The organism is Castellaniella sp. S9 (assembly GCF_027257175.1).
GTDB lineage: Bacteria > Pseudomonadota > Gammaproteobacteria > Burkholderiales > Burkholderiaceae_B > Castellaniella.
On sequence record NZ_JAPFGD010000010.1, the window covers coordinates 59918 to 73916 of the forward strand.

General features: G+C 65.0%; 19 protein-coding genes. 13 read left to right on the forward strand and 6 right to left on the reverse strand.

Annotated elements, in window-relative coordinates; genetic code table 11:
- Window positions 1-17 precede the first annotated feature (17 nt).
- From atpB to OOZ48_RS15820, 8 genes are all read left to right on the forward strand, one after another.
- On the forward strand, window positions 18-896 hold the full coding sequence (gene atpB, locus OOZ48_RS15785; protein WP_269499780.1) for a F0F1 ATP synthase subunit A: 879 nt from the start codon (window positions 18-20) through the stop codon (window positions 894-896).
- A gap of 102 nt (window positions 897-998) precedes the next feature.
- A complete protein-coding gene (gene atpE / locus OOZ48_RS15790) occupies window positions 999-1241 on the forward strand; it encodes a F0F1 ATP synthase subunit C (protein ID WP_043684944.1) in 243 nt (80 codons plus the stop codon).
- A gap of 128 nt (window positions 1242-1369) precedes the next feature.
- Window positions 1370-1840 carry a F0F1 ATP synthase subunit B gene (locus OOZ48_RS15795; RefSeq protein ID WP_269499781.1) on the forward strand — a complete coding sequence of 157 codons (471 nt, stop codon included), beginning with the start codon at window positions 1370-1372 and terminating at the stop codon, window positions 1838-1840.
- Window positions 1841-1853: 13 nt separating this feature from the next.
- Complete coding sequence (locus tag OOZ48_RS15800) at window positions 1854-2393, forward strand: F0F1 ATP synthase subunit delta (RefSeq protein ID WP_269499782.1); 540 nt, start codon at window positions 1854-1856, stop codon at window positions 2391-2393.
- 36 nt (window positions 2394-2429) lie between these two features.
- Window positions 2430-3971 carry a F0F1 ATP synthase subunit alpha gene (gene atpA / locus OOZ48_RS15805; RefSeq protein ID WP_269499783.1) on the forward strand — a complete coding sequence of 514 codons (1542 nt, stop codon included), beginning with the start codon at window positions 2430-2432 and terminating at the stop codon, window positions 3969-3971.
- 60 nt (window positions 3972-4031) lie between these two features.
- Entirely contained in the window at window positions 4032-4931 is a 900-nt protein-coding gene (atpG, locus tag OOZ48_RS15810) for a F0F1 ATP synthase subunit gamma (RefSeq protein WP_269499784.1), read from the forward strand.
- Window positions 4932-4977: 46 nt separating this feature from the next.
- Window positions 4978-6399: a F0F1 ATP synthase subunit beta gene (gene atpD / locus OOZ48_RS15815; RefSeq protein WP_269499785.1), complete on the forward strand. Its 1422-nt coding sequence runs from the start codon at window positions 4978-4980 to the stop codon at window positions 6397-6399.
- A 9-nt stretch (window positions 6400-6408) separates the two neighbouring features.
- The gene (locus tag OOZ48_RS15820; RefSeq protein ID WP_269499786.1) at window positions 6409-6834 is read left to right on the forward strand and encodes a F0F1 ATP synthase subunit epsilon; all 426 of its coding nucleotides are present in this window, start codon (window positions 6409-6411) and stop codon (window positions 6832-6834) included.
- Between the two features lie 199 nt (window positions 6835-7033).
- On the opposite strand, the gene OOZ48_RS15825 is transcribed toward OOZ48_RS15820, so the two are convergent.
- The gene (locus tag OOZ48_RS15825) at window positions 7034-7180 is read right to left on the reverse strand and encodes a hypothetical protein (protein WP_442867603.1); all 147 of its coding nucleotides are present in this window, start codon (window positions 7178-7180) and stop codon (window positions 7034-7036) included.
- A 113-nt stretch (window positions 7181-7293) separates the two neighbouring features.
- Between OOZ48_RS15825 and OOZ48_RS15830 the strand changes: the two genes are divergently transcribed.
- Window positions 7294-7518, forward strand: coding sequence for an antitoxin MazE family protein (locus OOZ48_RS15830; protein ID WP_269499787.1), 225 nt, complete (start codon window positions 7294-7296; stop codon window positions 7516-7518).
- The gene (locus OOZ48_RS15835; RefSeq protein ID WP_269499788.1) at window positions 7515-7856 is read left to right on the forward strand and encodes a type II toxin-antitoxin system PemK/MazF family toxin; all 342 of its coding nucleotides are present in this window, start codon (window positions 7515-7517) and stop codon (window positions 7854-7856) included. Before OOZ48_RS15830 ends, OOZ48_RS15835 begins: the two co-directional genes overlap by 4 nt.
- A 108-nt stretch (window positions 7857-7964) precedes the next feature.
- On the opposite strand, the gene OOZ48_RS15840 is transcribed toward OOZ48_RS15835, so the two are convergent.
- Window positions 7965-8147 carry a hypothetical protein gene (locus tag OOZ48_RS15840; RefSeq protein WP_269499789.1) on the reverse strand — a complete coding sequence of 61 codons (183 nt, stop codon included), beginning with the start codon at window positions 8145-8147 and terminating at the stop codon, window positions 7965-7967.
- 100 nt (window positions 8148-8247) lie between these two features.
- Between OOZ48_RS15840 and OOZ48_RS15845 the strand changes: the two genes are divergently transcribed.
- Window positions 8248-8571, forward strand: a complete 324-nt coding sequence (locus tag OOZ48_RS15845; protein WP_269499790.1) for a hypothetical protein — start codon at window positions 8248-8250, stop codon at window positions 8569-8571.
- Between the two features lie 57 nt (window positions 8572-8628).
- On the opposite strand, the gene OOZ48_RS15850 is transcribed toward OOZ48_RS15845, so the two are convergent.
- The 4 genes from OOZ48_RS15850 to OOZ48_RS15865 are packed head-to-tail and all read right to left on the reverse strand — an operon-like array spanning window position 8629 to window position 11571.
- The gene (locus tag OOZ48_RS15850; protein WP_269499791.1) at window positions 8629-9147 is read right to left on the reverse strand and encodes an HIT family protein; all 519 of its coding nucleotides are present in this window, start codon (window positions 9145-9147) and stop codon (window positions 8629-8631) included.
- Complete coding sequence (gene trpC / locus OOZ48_RS15855) at window positions 9144-9938, reverse strand: indole-3-glycerol phosphate synthase TrpC (protein ID WP_269499792.1); 795 nt, start codon at window positions 9936-9938, stop codon at window positions 9144-9146. Before trpC ends, OOZ48_RS15850 begins: the two co-directional genes overlap by 4 nt.
- The gene (trpD, locus tag OOZ48_RS15860; RefSeq protein WP_269499793.1) at window positions 9935-10969 is read right to left on the reverse strand and encodes an anthranilate phosphoribosyltransferase; all 1035 of its coding nucleotides are present in this window, start codon (window positions 10967-10969) and stop codon (window positions 9935-9937) included. Before trpD ends, trpC begins: the two co-directional genes overlap by 4 nt.
- Before the next feature lie 35 nt (window positions 10970-11004).
- Complete coding sequence (locus tag OOZ48_RS15865; RefSeq protein WP_269499794.1) at window positions 11005-11571, reverse strand: anthranilate synthase component II; 567 nt, start codon at window positions 11569-11571, stop codon at window positions 11005-11007.
- Between the two features lie 504 nt (window positions 11572-12075).
- Between OOZ48_RS15865 and lldR the strand changes: the two genes are divergently transcribed.
- Window positions 12076-12840: a transcriptional regulator LldR gene (gene lldR / locus OOZ48_RS15870; RefSeq protein ID WP_269499871.1), complete on the forward strand. Its 765-nt coding sequence runs from the start codon at window positions 12076-12078 to the stop codon at window positions 12838-12840.
- On the forward strand, window positions 12837-13973 hold the full coding sequence (lldD, locus tag OOZ48_RS15875; RefSeq protein WP_269499795.1) for an FMN-dependent L-lactate dehydrogenase LldD: 1137 nt from the start codon (window positions 12837-12839) through the stop codon (window positions 13971-13973). The genes lldR and lldD overlap by 4 nt, the downstream gene beginning before the upstream one ends.
- The last annotated feature ends 26 nt before the right edge of the window (window positions 13974-13999 follow it).

The window sequence follows — 13999 nt, forward strand, 5'->3', positions numbered from 1 at the left end:
CGTTTAAGGGCATTCAGATGACCGACGTAGTTTCGACGCCTCAGTCCGAATATATTCAGCACCACCTGGTGCACCTGAACAACATCGGCGAAAAGCAAGCCGTCATTGCGAACTTCGACGTCATCAACTACGACTCCCTGTTCTGGTCCATCCTGATGGGTGCGATCGTCGTCTATTTCCTCTGGCGCGCCGCGAGCCGGGCCACCACCGACGTGCCGGGCCGTTTCCAGATGTCGGTCGAGATGCTCGCCGGCATGGTCCACGAGGAAGCCAAGGGCATCATCCCCAACGAGACCACGCGCAAATTCGCCGCGCCGCTGGCCTTGACGGTGTTCCTCTGGATCACCCTGATGAACGCCCTGGATCTCATCCCCGTCGATTTCATCCCCTGGATCCTCAAGATGACCGGCCTGGGGGCGCATCATGGCGACCCGCTGTACTACCACCGCATCCTGCCGACCGCCGACCTGAACATCCCGATGGGCATGTCCCTGGGCGTGCTCGTGCTGATGCTGTACTACGGGATCAAGATCAAGCACCCGGGCGGTTTCGTCAAGGAACTGTTCACCGCGCCCTTCCATGCGCACGGCGTCGCCGCGCTGATCCTGGCCCCTTTCAATTTCCTGCTGAACCTGATCGAGTATGCCGCGAAGTGCGTTTCGCTGGGCATGCGGCTGTTCGGCAACATGTATGCGGGCGAACTGCTGTTCATGCTGATCGCCCTGCTGGGCGGCGCCTGGACCGGAATGAATGCTTACAGCCTCAGTCTTGGGTTCGGACACGTGCTGGCTGGTGCGGCATGGGCGATCTTCCACATTCTGATCGTGCTGCTGCAGGCGTTCATCTTCATGATGCTGACGCTGGTCTACGTGGGGCAGGCCCACGAAGGCCACTAGTAATTCGCCCGGGTCCGCCCGGGCGGGCTCGCGGGGCTCGCCCTGCACTCTGGTTCTTGATTTCCTGATTAATACACAACGTTTACTTACCAAGGAGTTGTTATGACCAACGTTGCATTCGTTGCTCTTGCTTGCGGTCTGATCATCGGTCTGGGTGCCATCGGCGCTTGCATCGGCATCGGTATGATGGGTGGCAAGTACCTCGAAGCCTCCGCGCGCCAGCCCGAACTGATGAACACCCTGCAAACCAAGATGTTCCTGCTGGTCGGCCTGATCGACGCCGCCTTCCTGATCGGCGTCGGCCTGGCCATGCTGTTCGCCTTCGCCAACCCCTTCGTGGGCTGAGGTCCGGCGATGGCCCGCAGCGTGCGGGCCAGGCTGTCGTCCGGACGGCGCTTGCGCCTGGCGGACGGCTTGGTTCGGTGTCTCGCGGAATCGCCGCGGGACACACAGGGTAAATAAGGGATACGACCGTGAATTTAAACGCGACTCTCTTCTTCCAGATGATCGTGTTTTTCGTTCTGGGCTGGTTCACGATGAAATTCGTGTGGCCGCCCCTGACGAAGGCAATGGATGATCGTCGCCAGAAAATCGCCGATGGGCTGGCCGCCGCCGAAAAAGGCAAGGCCGACCTGGCGCAGGCTCAGGCACGCGTCAGCCTGATGGAGGCCGCCTCGAAGACGGAAAACCACGCGCGTCTGGCCGAGGCCGAAAAGCAGGCCGCGGCGCTGATCGACCAGGCCCGTCGCGAAGGCGAGGCTGAAAAGGCGCGTATCGTGGCGCAAGCCCGCCAGGATGCCCTCCAGGAGGCCCAGCGCGTGCGCGAGGGCCTGCGGGGCGAAGTGGCCGTGCTGGCGGTCAAGGGCGCCGAACAGATTCTTCGCCGCGAAGTCGATGCGAAGGCGCACGCCGAGCTGCTCGACCAGCTCAAGGCGCAACTCTGAATCAGGGCGAGTCATGGCTGAACACTCTACAATTGCGCGGCCTTACGCCGAGGCCTTGTTCGAATCGGTGCGCGACGACGCGCGCGGGCTGGAATACTGGTCCGAGGTGATGTCGCTGCTGGCGCAGGTCTCCGGCATGGAGGACGTGCGCGAGGCCCTGGGCGATCCCCGCCTCGAGGACGCCCAGCGCATCGACCTGCTCACCGGCCTGGTGCCGCAGGCGCTGCCCGAGCAGGCGGCGAATCTCGTCGCCCTGGTGGTCCAGAACGGCCGCGTCGAGGTTCTGCCGCAGATCGCCGAACAATTCGAGCTGCTGCGCAACCGCCACGAGGGTACGGCACTCGCTCGCATCTCCAGCGCCTTCCCGATGGACGAGGCGCAGGTGGCCTCGCTGGTCGCCGGTCTGGAAAAGAAATTCGGCCTCAAGCTCAAGTCCGTGGTCACGGTCGATCCGGACCTGATCGGCGGCGTGCGTGTCGCGGTGGGCGACCACGTGCTCGACACTTCCGTGCAGGCCAGGCTGGCCAGCCTGCGCGATTCGCTGGCCGCGTGATGGCGGGCCACATAACAGGATTCCAGGAGTCTTACCATGCAACTTAACCCGTCCGAGATCAGCGAACTGCTGAAATCCCGCATCGAAGGCCTGGGCGCGTCGACCGACGTCCGCACGCAGGGCACGGTCGTTTCCGTCACCGACGGCATCACCCGCATCCACGGCCTGTCCGACGTGATGCAGGGCGAAATGCTCGAATTCCCCAACAATGTCTACGGCCTGGCCCTCAACCTCGAGCGCGACTCCGTCGGCGCCGTGATTCTGGGCGACTACATCGGCGTGTCCGAGGGCGACTCGGTCAAGACCACCGGCCGCATTCTGGCCGTGCCGGTCGGCCCCGAGCTGCGCGGCCGCGTGGTCGACGCGCTGGGCAACCCGATCGACGGCAAGGGTCCGATCGAGGCCAAGGAAACCGACGTGATCGAAAAGGTCGCGCCGGGCGTGATCGCGCGCCAGTCCGTGTCGCAGCCGCTGCAGACCGGCCAGAAGGCCATCGACTCGATGGTGCCCATCGGCCGCGGCCAGCGCGAACTCATCATCGGCGACCGCCAGACCGGCAAGACCGCCGTCGCGGTCGACACCATCATCAACCAGAAGGGCAAGGGCGTCACCTGCGTGTATGTCGCCATCGGGCAGAAGGCCTCCACGATCAACAACGTGGTGCGCAAGCTCGAGGAACACGGCGCGCTGGAATACACCATCGTGGTGGCTGCCGCCGCCTCCGAATCCGCCGCCATGCAATACCTGGCCGCCTATTCGGGCTGCACCATGGGCGAATACTTCCGCGACCGCGGCGAGGACGCCCTGATCGTGTATGACGACCTGACCAAGCAGGCCTGGGCCTATCGCCAGGTGTCCCTGCTGTTGCGCCGCCCGCCCGGCCGCGAAGCCTACCCCGGCGACGTGTTCTACCTGCACTCGCGCCTGCTCGAGCGTGCCGCCCGCGTCAACGCGGAATACGTGGAAAAGTTCACCAACGGCGCCGTCAAGGGCCAGACCGGCTCCCTGACCGCCCTGCCCATCATCGAGACGCAGGCGGGCGACGTGTCCGCCTTCGTGCCGACCAACGTGATTTCCATCACCGACGGCCAGATCTTCCTGGAAAGCGACCTGTTCAACGCCGGCATCCGTCCCGCCATCAACGCCGGGATCTCGGTGTCGCGGGTGGGCGGCTCGGCCCAGACCAAGGTGATCAAGAAGCTTTCCGGCGGCATCCGGACCGACCTGGCCCAGTACCGTGAACTGGCGGCCTTCGCGCAATTCGCCTCCGACCTGGACGACGCCACCCGCCGCCAGCTCGAGCGCGGCAAGCGCGTGGTGGAACTGCTCAAGCAGCCTCAGTACCAGCCGCAGCAGGTCTGGGAACTGGCCGTCGCGCTGTATTCGGTCAACAACGGCCACCTCGACGACCTCGAGGTCGGCCAGGTGCTGTCCTTCGAGAAGGCCCTGAAGGATTACCTCAAGTCCAAGCACGAAGCCCTGATCCAGCGCATCGAAGACGTCAAGGAACTCTCCAAGGAAGACGACGAAGCGCTGGGCGCCGCGATTCAGGAATTCAAGAAGCACGGCACGTTTTAAGCAGCGGTCCGAGGGGCCCGGGCTCGCGCCCGCCCCGGTCTGCCCAGACAGGAAAGTGTAATGGCCGGAATCAAGGAAATTCGAACCAAGATCAAGAGCGTGCAAAACACGAGCAAGATCACCAAGGCGATGGAGATGGTCGCCGCATCCAAGATGCGCAAGGCGCAGGAACGGATGCGGGCCGGGCGCCCCTATGCGCGCAAGGTGCGGGCGATCGCGTCCCACCTGATGCAGGCGAACCCTGATTACACCCACCCTTACATGGTCGAACGCGCCAAGCTCAATGCCGTGGGCATCGTGCTGGTGACCACCGACAAGGGCTTGTGCGGTGGCCTGAATACCAACATCTCGCGGCTGGTGCTGGCGCGGATCAAGGAATTCGAGCAACAGGGCGTGCGTGTGCAGGCGACGGCGCTGGGCAGCAAGGGCGCCGGCCTGCTCAATCGCATCAGGGCCAACGTGGTGTCCTCCGAGGTGCAGCTGGGCGATGCGCCCAACCTCGAACGTCTGATCGGCGCCATCAAGGTCCAGATCGACGATTTCATCGCCGGAAAGATCGATGCGGTGTACCTGGCGAACACCCGGTTCGTCAACACGATGCGGCAGGAACCCAGCTTCATCCGCCTGCTGCCCTTGCCGACCGGCCTCGAGGATCCCTTCCAGTCCGACTCCGAGGGCGAGGAGCGCCTCGAGACCAAGTACGGCTGGGATTATCTCTACGAGCCCGATTCCAAGACCGTCATCGACGATCTGCTGATGCGCTACGTCGAGGGCCTGATCTACCAGGCGGTGGCCGAGAACATGGCCTCGGAGCAATCCGCGCGGATGGTGGCCATGAAGGCGGCCTCGGACAACGCCAAGAAAGTCATCGGCGACCTCCAGCTGGTCTACAACAAGACCCGCCAGGCGGCCATCACCAAGGAAATTTCGGAAATCGTGGGCGGCGCCGCCGCTGTCTGATCTTCGGACACCCGGGCAACCCAAGGATATTTAGCAAGGACTAGACATGAGCAACGGTACCATCGTTCAGTGCATCGGCGCAGTGGTGGATATTCAGTTCCCCCGCGACAACATTCCCAAGGTGTACGACGCACTCACCCTGACCGACGAGTCTTCCGACTATGCGGAAAAAGGCCTGACGTTCGAGGTCCAGCAGCAGCTTGGCGACGGTGTCGTGCGCACCATCGCCATGGGCTCCAGCGACGGCCTGCGCCGCGGCATGGCGGTCTCCTCCACCGGCGCGCCGATCTCGGTGCCCGTGGGCGCCGGCACCCTGGGCCGCATCATGGACGTGCTGGGCCGCCCCATCGACGAGCGCGGTCCGATCGCCTCGGACGAAAAGCGCGCCATCCACCAGGACGCCCCGAAATTCGACGAACTCTCGCCGTCCGTCGAGCTGCTGGAAACCGGCATCAAGGTGATCGACCTGGTGTGCCCGTTTGCCAAGGGCGGCAAGGTCGGCCTGTTCGGCGGCGCCGGTGTGGGCAAGACCGTCAACATGCTGGAACTGATCAACAACATCGCCAAGGCGCACAGCGGCCTGTCCGTGTTCGCCGGCGTGGGCGAGCGCACCCGCGAGGGCAACGACTTCTATCATGAAATGTCGGATGCCGGCGTCATCAAGCTCGACGACCTGCCCGAATCCAAAGTCTCGATGGTCTTCGGCCAGATGAACGAGCCCCCCGGCAACCGCCTGCGCGTGGCCCTGTCCGGCCTGACCATGGCGGAAAAATTCCGCGACGAGGGCCGCGACGTGCTGTTCTTCGTCGACAACATCTACCGCTATACCCTGGCCGGCACCGAGGTGTCCGCGCTGCTGGGCCGCATGCCCTCCGCCGTGGGCTACCAGCCGACGCTGGCCGAGGAAATGGGCAAGCTCCAGGAGCGCATCACCTCGACCAAGACCGGTTCCATCACCTCGATCCAGGCCGTGTACGTGCCGGCGGACGACTTGACCGACCCGTCGCCCGCCACGACCTTCCTGCACTTGGACTCGACCGTGGTGCTGTCGCGCGACATCGCCGCGCTGGGGATCTACCCGGCCGTCGACCCCCTGGATTCGACCAGTCGCCAGCTGGATCCCCAGGTCGTCGGCGAGGAGCACTACAACGTCGCGCGCGGCGTCCAGCAGACGCTGCAACGCTACAAGGAACTGCGCGACATCATCGCGATTCTGGGCATGGACGAACTGTCGCCCGAGGACAAGCAGGCCGTGGCTCGCGCCCGCAAGATCCAGCGCTTCCTGTCCCAGCCCTTCCACGTGGCCGAGGTGTTCACCGGCTCGCCTGGCAAGTACGTGCCGCTGTCCGAGACGCTGCGCGGCTTCAAGATGATCGTCGAGGGCGAGTGCGACGCGCTGCCCGAGCAGGCGTTCTACATGGTTGGCTCGATCGACGAGGCATTCGAGAAAGCCAAGACCCTCCAATAAGGATTGCAAATGGCTACTCTCCACGTTGATGTGGTCAGTGCGGAGGAATCGATCTTCTCCGGCGAGGCGACTTTCGTCGCCCTGCCGGGAGAATCGGGCGACCTGGGCATCCTGCCGGGCCATACTCCCCTGATCTCGCGCATCCGCCCCGGCACGCTGAAGGTCAAGCTGGCCGGCGGCGGCGAGGAAAACATCTTTGTCGCCGGCGGCATCCTCGAGGTCCAGCCGGGTTCGGTGACCGTCCTGTCCGACACCGCCATCCGCGCGGCCGACCTGGACGAGGCCAAGGCGGTCGAGGCGCGCCAGCGCGCCGAGGAAGCCCTGCGCAACACCAAGGACAAGGCCGACATCGCAGTCGTCGAGGCCGAACTCGCCATGCTGGCGGCCCAGGCCGCCGCGGCACGCAAGCTCAGCCACAAGCGCAGCTCGCACTGATACGGTTGATCCGATCGTGCCCGCCGTTTCGTCGGGCCAGGAAAAACGCCCCGCGGATTGGACCCAGCCAATCCCGGGGCGTTTTCATAGACAGTTTGCCGGCGTGTCGTCGGGGGTGACGGCGTAGTCCTGCCGGGCGGTGGGCAATTCCCCCAATGCGTTCAGCCCCTCACCCTTCGTTCGGCCCTTCACTCCTCGTTTAGCGATGTCGCATACGCTGCGCCGGCGCCAGCCATTCGCCCCGGCTGTCGTTTGCGATGCTGCGGCCCGACCGGTCGGTGTAGTTGACCAGGTACGGAGGATCGGTGAGGACCAGATCGACACAGCGATCTGGGAATGTGGGCATGACGGCGAGACAATCTTGGGAAACCTCACAGCCAGTAGACCACCCTCCCATAAAAGTTGCATGTAACGTGGCGACCATATACAATGTTGCATGTAACGAAATCGGGAGCTACTATGGCCGCCACACACGTGAACACTCGCGTTCAAAAGCATCGCGCCGCGCTGCGCATGGCCGGACTGCGGCCGGTGCAGATCTGGGTGCCCGATACCCGGCGCCCTGGCTTTGATGAAGAATGTCGCCGCCAGTGCCTTCTGGCCGCTCAAGCAGACCAGGCGGACGTCGATCTACAGGAATTCATGGATGATGCCCTGTCCGACGTTGACGGTTGGACTGAATGATGGTGGGCAGGCATGCACGCGGTGATTTCGTGGCAATTGCCGTGCAGGGGGACTTCGGCAAGCCGAGACCAGCGCTGGTCATTCAAGCTGCTCAATTCAGTGAACACACCAGTGTCACGGTCCTGCCCGTATCCAGCACGCTGGTCGCAGCTCCATTGCTGCGCATCACCATCGAGCCGACCACGGAGAACGGACTGCAGAAGCGCTCTCAGGTCATGATCGACAAAGCGGTGACAGTCAAGCGGGAGAAATTAGGTCCGCCCATTGGACGCATCGATGCCGATGTCATGGTGGAGGTTGAGCGGTGTTTGGCCGTGTTTCTTGGAATTGCCAAGTAGAATAGAGGCAAGCGCAATAGCTGGTGAGTCCAAGTGACAATAGTGCTTGCCGTCGAGCTTCGGTTCCGCCAAAAGCGGAGGTAACGGATTCCAGACTACGGGGCCCCTTCACTGGGGCCTTCGTTTTTTATGTGCGCCCAGGAGTGCGTTCTTACCTGGGGAACCCTCGTTTTGTGCCTGAAAGGGTGCCTCAACCAGCTGGCCGTCGGCTTGGCGTGCCAGCAAAGTGCCTGCTGACGGTTCGTTTTCGACGTTGAGAAAGGGAGATGGTTGAAACAGCTTGAACTGCATGGCGCGCTCCTGACGGATCCGGGCAGCAGGGCCGCATACCCCACACGACGCGTAATGCATTGATATTGAAGGTGTTTGTCGGAAAATGTATAATCAAAGGATGGACAAACGCGCACACTTCGGCGGCGCCGCGGCCGCGCTGGCACTCTACGCGATACGGTCCTCGAGGCGTGCTGCGCGGCGTCGACGCACGTCGGTCACATCGGTTTTTGTGCAGCGCGCGCTCGCGCGACGCGCGGGAGTCGTTTTCCGACCGTTGTACGTCGACCGGTGGGCCGAGGCGGTCACACGCCTGGCCGGTGATGAGATCCGCAGCGACGCGACCGACAATCGTCTCGTCGCATTGGCGCGGGCGGGCAGGATCTCGGGCGCCGAGCAGCTGCGCCTGCTCGCAGCACATCATCGCAGTGTCCGAGGCGTTTGACCACGACGGCCCAGCCCCCTGGCTGACCCACGACGTGCGCCCCGCGCACGGCGCCAGCTACCGAGACATCCCCGCCTCCAGCGCCCCCGTCAGCGCCTGGTGAAACGACGCCAGCCGGCCCTGCAGGCGGGCGCGTCGGGCCTCCCAGGCCGCCAGCCGGGCTGGGTCGGACGTGGGTGCGGACCATGGCGACGCTGGAAAGAAGGGATCCTCGCGCCAGCGCGGGACGATGTGCCAGTGCAGGTGCGGGACCTGGTTGCCCAGGCTGGCGAGATTGATCTTGTCGGGATGCAGGCAGCCGCGCAGCGCGTCCTCGACCAGCCAGACGGCGCGCATCAGCTGCGCGCGGGCGGCGGCGTCCAGATCGGACATCTCGGCGGTGTGGGCGCTCCAGACGACGCGGGTAAAGCCGGGGATCGGCGTGTCGTCCACCCGCAAGACGCGCAGGGTGTCGTTGCGCCAGAGGGTGCCGGGCAGATCCGCCGCGCACAGGGGGCAGGCCGCATCGGTCCTGACGGCATCCGCCGTGCCGGCAGCCCCGCAAGCCCCGGAATCGGGCTGGGCGGGGCGGCTCATTGGGCGAAGAACAATTCGAACAGTGCCGCGCCCGGATCCTCGGCGCGCATGAAGGCCTCACCCACCAGGAAAGCCTCGACGCCGTGTTCGCGCATGAGGGCGACGTCGGCCGGCGAGAGGATGCCGCTTTCGGTGATGACGCGCTTGCCCTCGGGGATGTCGGCCAGCATGGCCAGGGTCGTGTCCAGGGAGGTGTCGAAGCTGCGCAGGTTGCGGTTGTTGATGCCCAGCAGCGGGGTGTGCAGCGCAAGGGCCAGATCGAGTTCCGCGCGGTCGTGGACCTCGACCAGGACGTCCATGCCCAGCTCCAGGGCCACGGCCTCGAGTTCGCGCAACTGGTCGGGTTCCAGGGCGGCGACGATCAGCAGGACACAATCGGCGCCGAGGGCGCGCGCATGGATGACCTGATAGGGATCGATCAGAAAGTCCTTGCGCAGCACGGGCAGCGTGCAGGCCGCCCGCGCCTGGCGCAGGTAGTCATAGCCGCCCTGGAAGTACTGCACATCGGTGAGCACGGACAGGCATGCGGCCCCATGCGCGGAATAGCTGGCGGCGATGTCGGCCGGCCTGAAGTCCTCGCGGATGACGCCCTTGGAGGGCGAGGCTTTTTTGATCTCGGCGATCACCGCGGGCTTGCCCTGGGCGATCTTGTCCTCGATGGCGCGTGCGAAGCCGCGCAAGTCTTTGCGGCTCTTGGCTTCGCGCATGAGTTCGGACTCGCTGCGCATCTGGCGCGCGGTGGCGACTTCCGTCTTCTTGGTCTCGAGGATGCGGGCAAGGATGTCGGTCATGATGCGAATCGTTCGGTATGGCGGCGGAATTGCTCGAGCTTGTCGCGGGCGGCGCCGCTGGCGATGAGTTCGAAGGCCTGCCGGATGCCCTCGTGGATCGAAGGCGCGCGATTGCCAGCGTACAGGGCGAGGCCGGCGTTCAGGCCCACGATATCACGCGCGGCCCCCGGGGTGTTGTCCAGCACCTCGCGCACGATTCCTGCGGACGCCTCGCGATCGTCGACCTTGAGGTTGCGGTTGGAGACCATGGACATGCCGAAATCCTCGGGGTGGATTTCGTACTCGCTGACCTTGCCGTCCTTGAGTTCGCCCACCAGGGTGGAGGCCCCCAGGGAGGCTTCGTCCATGCCGTCCTTGCCGTGGACGATCAGCACGTGGCGCGAGCCCAGCCGCTGCAGCACCCGGACCTGGATGCCGACCAGGTCGGCGTGAAAGACGCCCATGAGCTGATTGCCCGCGCCGGCGGGATTGGTCAGCGGGCCGAGGATGTTGAAGATCGTGCGCACGCCGAGTTCCTTGCGCACCGCGGCGACGTTCTTCATTGCGCCATGATGGGCCGGTGCGAACATGAAGCCGATGCCGGTCGCCTCGATGGATTCGGCGACTTGTTCAGGGGTCGCGGTGATGCGAATGCCCAGGGCCTCGAGGACGTCGGCGCTGCCTGAGGAGGAGGACGCACTGCGCCCGCCGTGCTTGGCGATCCGGGCGCCGCCGGCCGCGGCCACGAACATGGCGGCCGTGGAGATATTGAAGGTGCGCGAGCCGTCCCCCCCGGTGCCGCACATGTCCAGCAGGTCGTCGGGGTCGGGCACCTGCACGGTCAGGGCGAATTCGCGCATGACCTGGGCCGCCGCCGTGATCTCGCCCACGGTTTCCTTCTTGACGCGCAAGCCCATGATCAGCGCGCTGGCGATCTGCGGGCTGAGTTCGCCGCGCATGAGCATGCGCATGAGCTCCAGCATTTCGTCGTGAAAGATTTCCCGGTGCTCGATGCAGCGGACCAGGGCTTCTGTGGGAGTGATGATGGGCATGGGGATGTCCTTGTTCTTGGTCTTGGAGGAAGGGGTCAGAGTTCCAGGAAGTTCCGCAGCAGGGCGTGGCCATGCTCGCTGAGGATGGATTCGGGATGGAACTGCACGCCGTATACGGGCAGGGTCTTGTGGGCCACGCCCATGATCTCGCCATCCGCGGTCTCGGCGGTGACCGCCAGGCAGTCGGGCAGCGTCGCGCGTTCGATCGCCAGCGAATGATAGCGGGTGACCGTGTAGGGCGAGGGCAGGCCGGCAAAGACGTCCGTTCCCGTGTGGGTCACGGGCGAGACCTTGCCATGCATGATTTCACGCGCACGCACGATGGTGCCGCCATAGGCGGCGCCGATGGCCTGGTGGCCCAGGCAGACGCCCAGGATGGGCTTGCGGCCCGCGAAATGGCGAATGAGGTCGACCGAGATGCCCGCCTCGCTGGGCGTGCAGGGGCCTGGCGAGACGCAGATCCGGTCGGGGTCCATGGCCTCGATCTCGTCGAGCGTGACCTGGTCGTTGCGCACGGTGTCGACCTGCGCGCCCAGTTCGCCGAAGTACTGCACCAGGTTGTAGGTAAAGGAATCGTAGTTGTCGAGCATCAGCAGCTTCATGGTCGGGTCGTCCTGGTCAGTGTCGGCAAACGGGCACGCGCGCCGACGCCGGTCGCGGAAGCTGGATGATGCGGGGGAAGGGCGATACGGTCATGGTCTTCCTTGGTTCAGGAGCCGCCGCACCGGGAGACAGATTCGTAGAGACCTTTGCCTGCCAGAACGGCGGCAAGGTTGCGATGAATCACGCACGGAGATGCCGCCTCCTAGGGGAGGCGCCACCAAGTCGATGCATGCATGGTCGCGTGGGAGTTCATGCCGCGATTTTACCGTGGGAAGACACATCTGTCGATATGGCGGGATGCGGAACGTAGGGCAAGCCATCATTTGTGGTATTACCAATTTTCGACTCGCAGGCTACCCGGCTCCCTATGATAAAGGATTGACCGTATAAATATCAGCCTTCTATAATCGGCAGAATTTTTAATGAAAGAGTCAAATGGTCAGGCCTTTTTCAAAATGAATGAGCGGCTTGCCGAGGGTTCAAGCTTGAGGGTTCGAGCCGCCATGCGCCTCTCGGACCGTCTTGCCGAACAGTTGCTGGCCCTGATCGACGAACAGGGCCTGGCGCCGGGCGACCGCCTGCCGGCGGAGCGCCGCTTGGCGCAGGATCTGGGCGCCTCGCGCCCGTCGGTGCGCGAGGCCATCCAGCAGTTGGCCAGCCAGGGCGTGTTGCGCAGCCGCCATGGCGGCGGAACCTATGTGCAGGCGCTGCCGCCGGCCGCGGGGACCGGTGCTCATCATCCCCTGGCGGGTGCGCTCGATGAGCTGGTGTCGGTCGATCCCGAGTACCGGTATGACGTCCTCGAGGCGCGCCACGCCCTCGAGGGTGGGACGGCGTGGCACGCGGCCTTGCGCGCCACGGCCGAGGACAAGGCCCGGATCGAGGCCCGTTTCCAGGACATGCTGCGGTTCCAGGGCAGCGGGGATCCGGACTTGTCCGCGCAGGCCGATGCCCAGTTCCACCTGGCGATTGCCGAGGCCTCGCACAATGCGGTGCTGTTGCAGATGATGCGCAGCATGTTCGAGTTGCTGCGCGCGACGGTGACGGAAAGCCGCCAGCGCCTGTATACCCTGCGGCATACCAGCCGGCAACTCACGGCGCAGCACCGCGACTTGATGGACGCGATCTTGCGAGGGGATGCCGAGGCCGCCCGGGCGACGGTCTGGCAGCACCTCGAATACGTGCACCACAGCGTGCGCACCCTCGACGAGGACGAGGCGCGCCGTGCGCGCTCTTCCCGCCTGCCACCCTTCCCGGAGCGACCATGATCATTTCCGCGTCCACCGACTACCGCCGCGCCGCCCAGCGCCGTGTGCCGCCTTTCCTGTTCCATTATGCGGATGGCGGGGCGTATGCCGAATACACCTTGCAGCACAATGTCAGCGACCTGGCCGGCGTGGCCTTGCGCCAGCGCGTGCTGAACGACATGTCGCAGCTGGATCTGTCCACACGCCTGTTCGATGAAACCCTGTCCATGCCGGTGGCCCTGGCGCCCGTGGGCCTGACAGGGATGTATGCCCGCCGCGGCGAGGTGCAGGCGGCGCGGGCCGCGGATCGCAAGGGCATCCCCTACACCCTGTCCACCGTGTCGGTGTGCCCGATCGAGGAAGTCGCCGCCGCCATCGGGCGGCCGATGTGGTTCCAGCTCTATGTGCTGAAGGATCGCGGCTTCATGCGCAGCGTGCTCGAGCGCGCGCAGGCCGCGGGCGTTTCGACGCTGGTGTTCACCGTCGACATGCCGGTGCCGGGGGCCCGCTATCGCGATGCCCATGCGGGGATGAGCGGCCCGCGCGCGGCCTTGCGCCGCTATGTCCAGGCCGTCATGCACCCGCGCTGGGCCTGGGACGTGGGCCTGCGGGGCCGTCCGCACGACCTGGGCAATGTGTCCAAGTATCTGGGCAAGCCCACCGGGCTCGAGGATTACATCGGCTGGCTGGGCGCGAACTTCGATCCCTCGATTTCCTGGAAGGATCTGGAGTGGATCCGGGAGTTCTGGAAGGGGCCGATGGTCATCAAGGGCATCCTGGACCCGGACGATGCGCGCGATGCCGTGCGCTTCGGCGCCGATGGCATCGTGGTGTCCAATCACGGCGGCCGGCAGCTGGACGGCGTGCTGTCCACGGCCCGCGCATTGCCCGCGATCGCCGATGCGGTCAAGGGGCAACTGAGCATCCTGGCCGATTCGGGCGTGCGCACCGGACTGGACGTGGTGCGCATGCTGGCGCTGGGGGCCGATGCCGTGTTGCTGGGCCGGGCCTGGCTCTATGCGCTGGCGACGAACGGCGAGGCGGGCGTCGCCAACCTGCTGGACCTGGTCGAAAAGGAAATGCGCGTCGCCATGACGCTGACCGGCGCGCGCACGATCGCCGACATCACCCCCGAATTGCTGGCGCGCGCCTGAGCGCCCCCGTGGGGGGCAGCAAGCCG

Excerpts from the sequence above, each read along its gene's own strand:
- atpB (WP_269499780.1), top strand. The coding sequence starts at position 18 with ATGACCGACGTAGTTTCGACGCCTCAGTCCGAATATATTCAGCACCAC.
- atpE (WP_043684944.1), top strand. The coding sequence starts at position 999 with ATGACCAACGTTGCATTCGTTGCTCTTGCTTGCGGTCTGATCATCGGT.
- OOZ48_RS15800 (WP_269499782.1), top strand. The coding sequence starts at position 1,854 with ATGGCTGAACACTCTACAATTGCGCGGCCTTACGCCGAGGCCTTGTTC.
- atpA (WP_269499783.1), top strand. The coding sequence starts at position 2,430 with ATGCAACTTAACCCGTCCGAGATCAGCGAACTGCTGAAATCCCGCATC.
- atpG (WP_269499784.1), top strand. The coding sequence starts at position 4,032 with ATGGCCGGAATCAAGGAAATTCGAACCAAGATCAAGAGCGTGCAAAAC.
- atpD (WP_269499785.1), top strand. The coding sequence starts at position 4,978 with ATGAGCAACGGTACCATCGTTCAGTGCATCGGCGCAGTGGTGGATATT.
- OOZ48_RS15820 (WP_269499786.1), top strand. The coding sequence starts at position 6,409 with ATGGCTACTCTCCACGTTGATGTGGTCAGTGCGGAGGAATCGATCTTC.
- OOZ48_RS15825 (WP_442867603.1), bottom strand. The coding sequence starts at position 7,180 with ATGCCCACATTCCCAGATCGCTGTGTCGATCTGGTCCTCACCGATCCT.
- OOZ48_RS15830 (WP_269499787.1), top strand. The coding sequence starts at position 7,294 with ATGGCCGCCACACACGTGAACACTCGCGTTCAAAAGCATCGCGCCGCG.
- OOZ48_RS15835 (WP_269499788.1), top strand. The coding sequence starts at position 7,515 with ATGATGGTGGGCAGGCATGCACGCGGTGATTTCGTGGCAATTGCCGTG.
- OOZ48_RS15840 (WP_269499789.1), bottom strand. The coding sequence starts at position 8,147 with ATGCAGTTCAAGCTGTTTCAACCATCTCCCTTTCTCAACGTCGAAAAC.
- OOZ48_RS15845 (WP_269499790.1), top strand. The coding sequence starts at position 8,248 with ATGGACAAACGCGCACACTTCGGCGGCGCCGCGGCCGCGCTGGCACTC.
- OOZ48_RS15850 (WP_269499791.1), bottom strand. The coding sequence starts at position 9,147 with ATGAGCCGCCCCGCCCAGCCCGATTCCGGGGCTTGCGGGGCTGCCGGC.
- trpC (WP_269499792.1), bottom strand. The coding sequence starts at position 9,938 with ATGACCGACATCCTTGCCCGCATCCTCGAGACCAAGAAGACGGAAGTC.
- trpD (WP_269499793.1), bottom strand. The coding sequence starts at position 10,969 with ATGCCCATCATCACTCCCACAGAAGCCCTGGTCCGCTGCATCGAGCAC.
- OOZ48_RS15865 (WP_269499794.1), bottom strand. The coding sequence starts at position 11,571 with ATGAAGCTGCTGATGCTCGACAACTACGATTCCTTTACCTACAACCTG.
- lldR (WP_269499871.1), top strand. The coding sequence starts at position 12,076 with ATGCGCCTCTCGGACCGTCTTGCCGAACAGTTGCTGGCCCTGATCGAC.
- lldD (WP_269499795.1), top strand. The coding sequence starts at position 12,837 with ATGATCATTTCCGCGTCCACCGACTACCGCCGCGCCGCCCAGCGCCGT.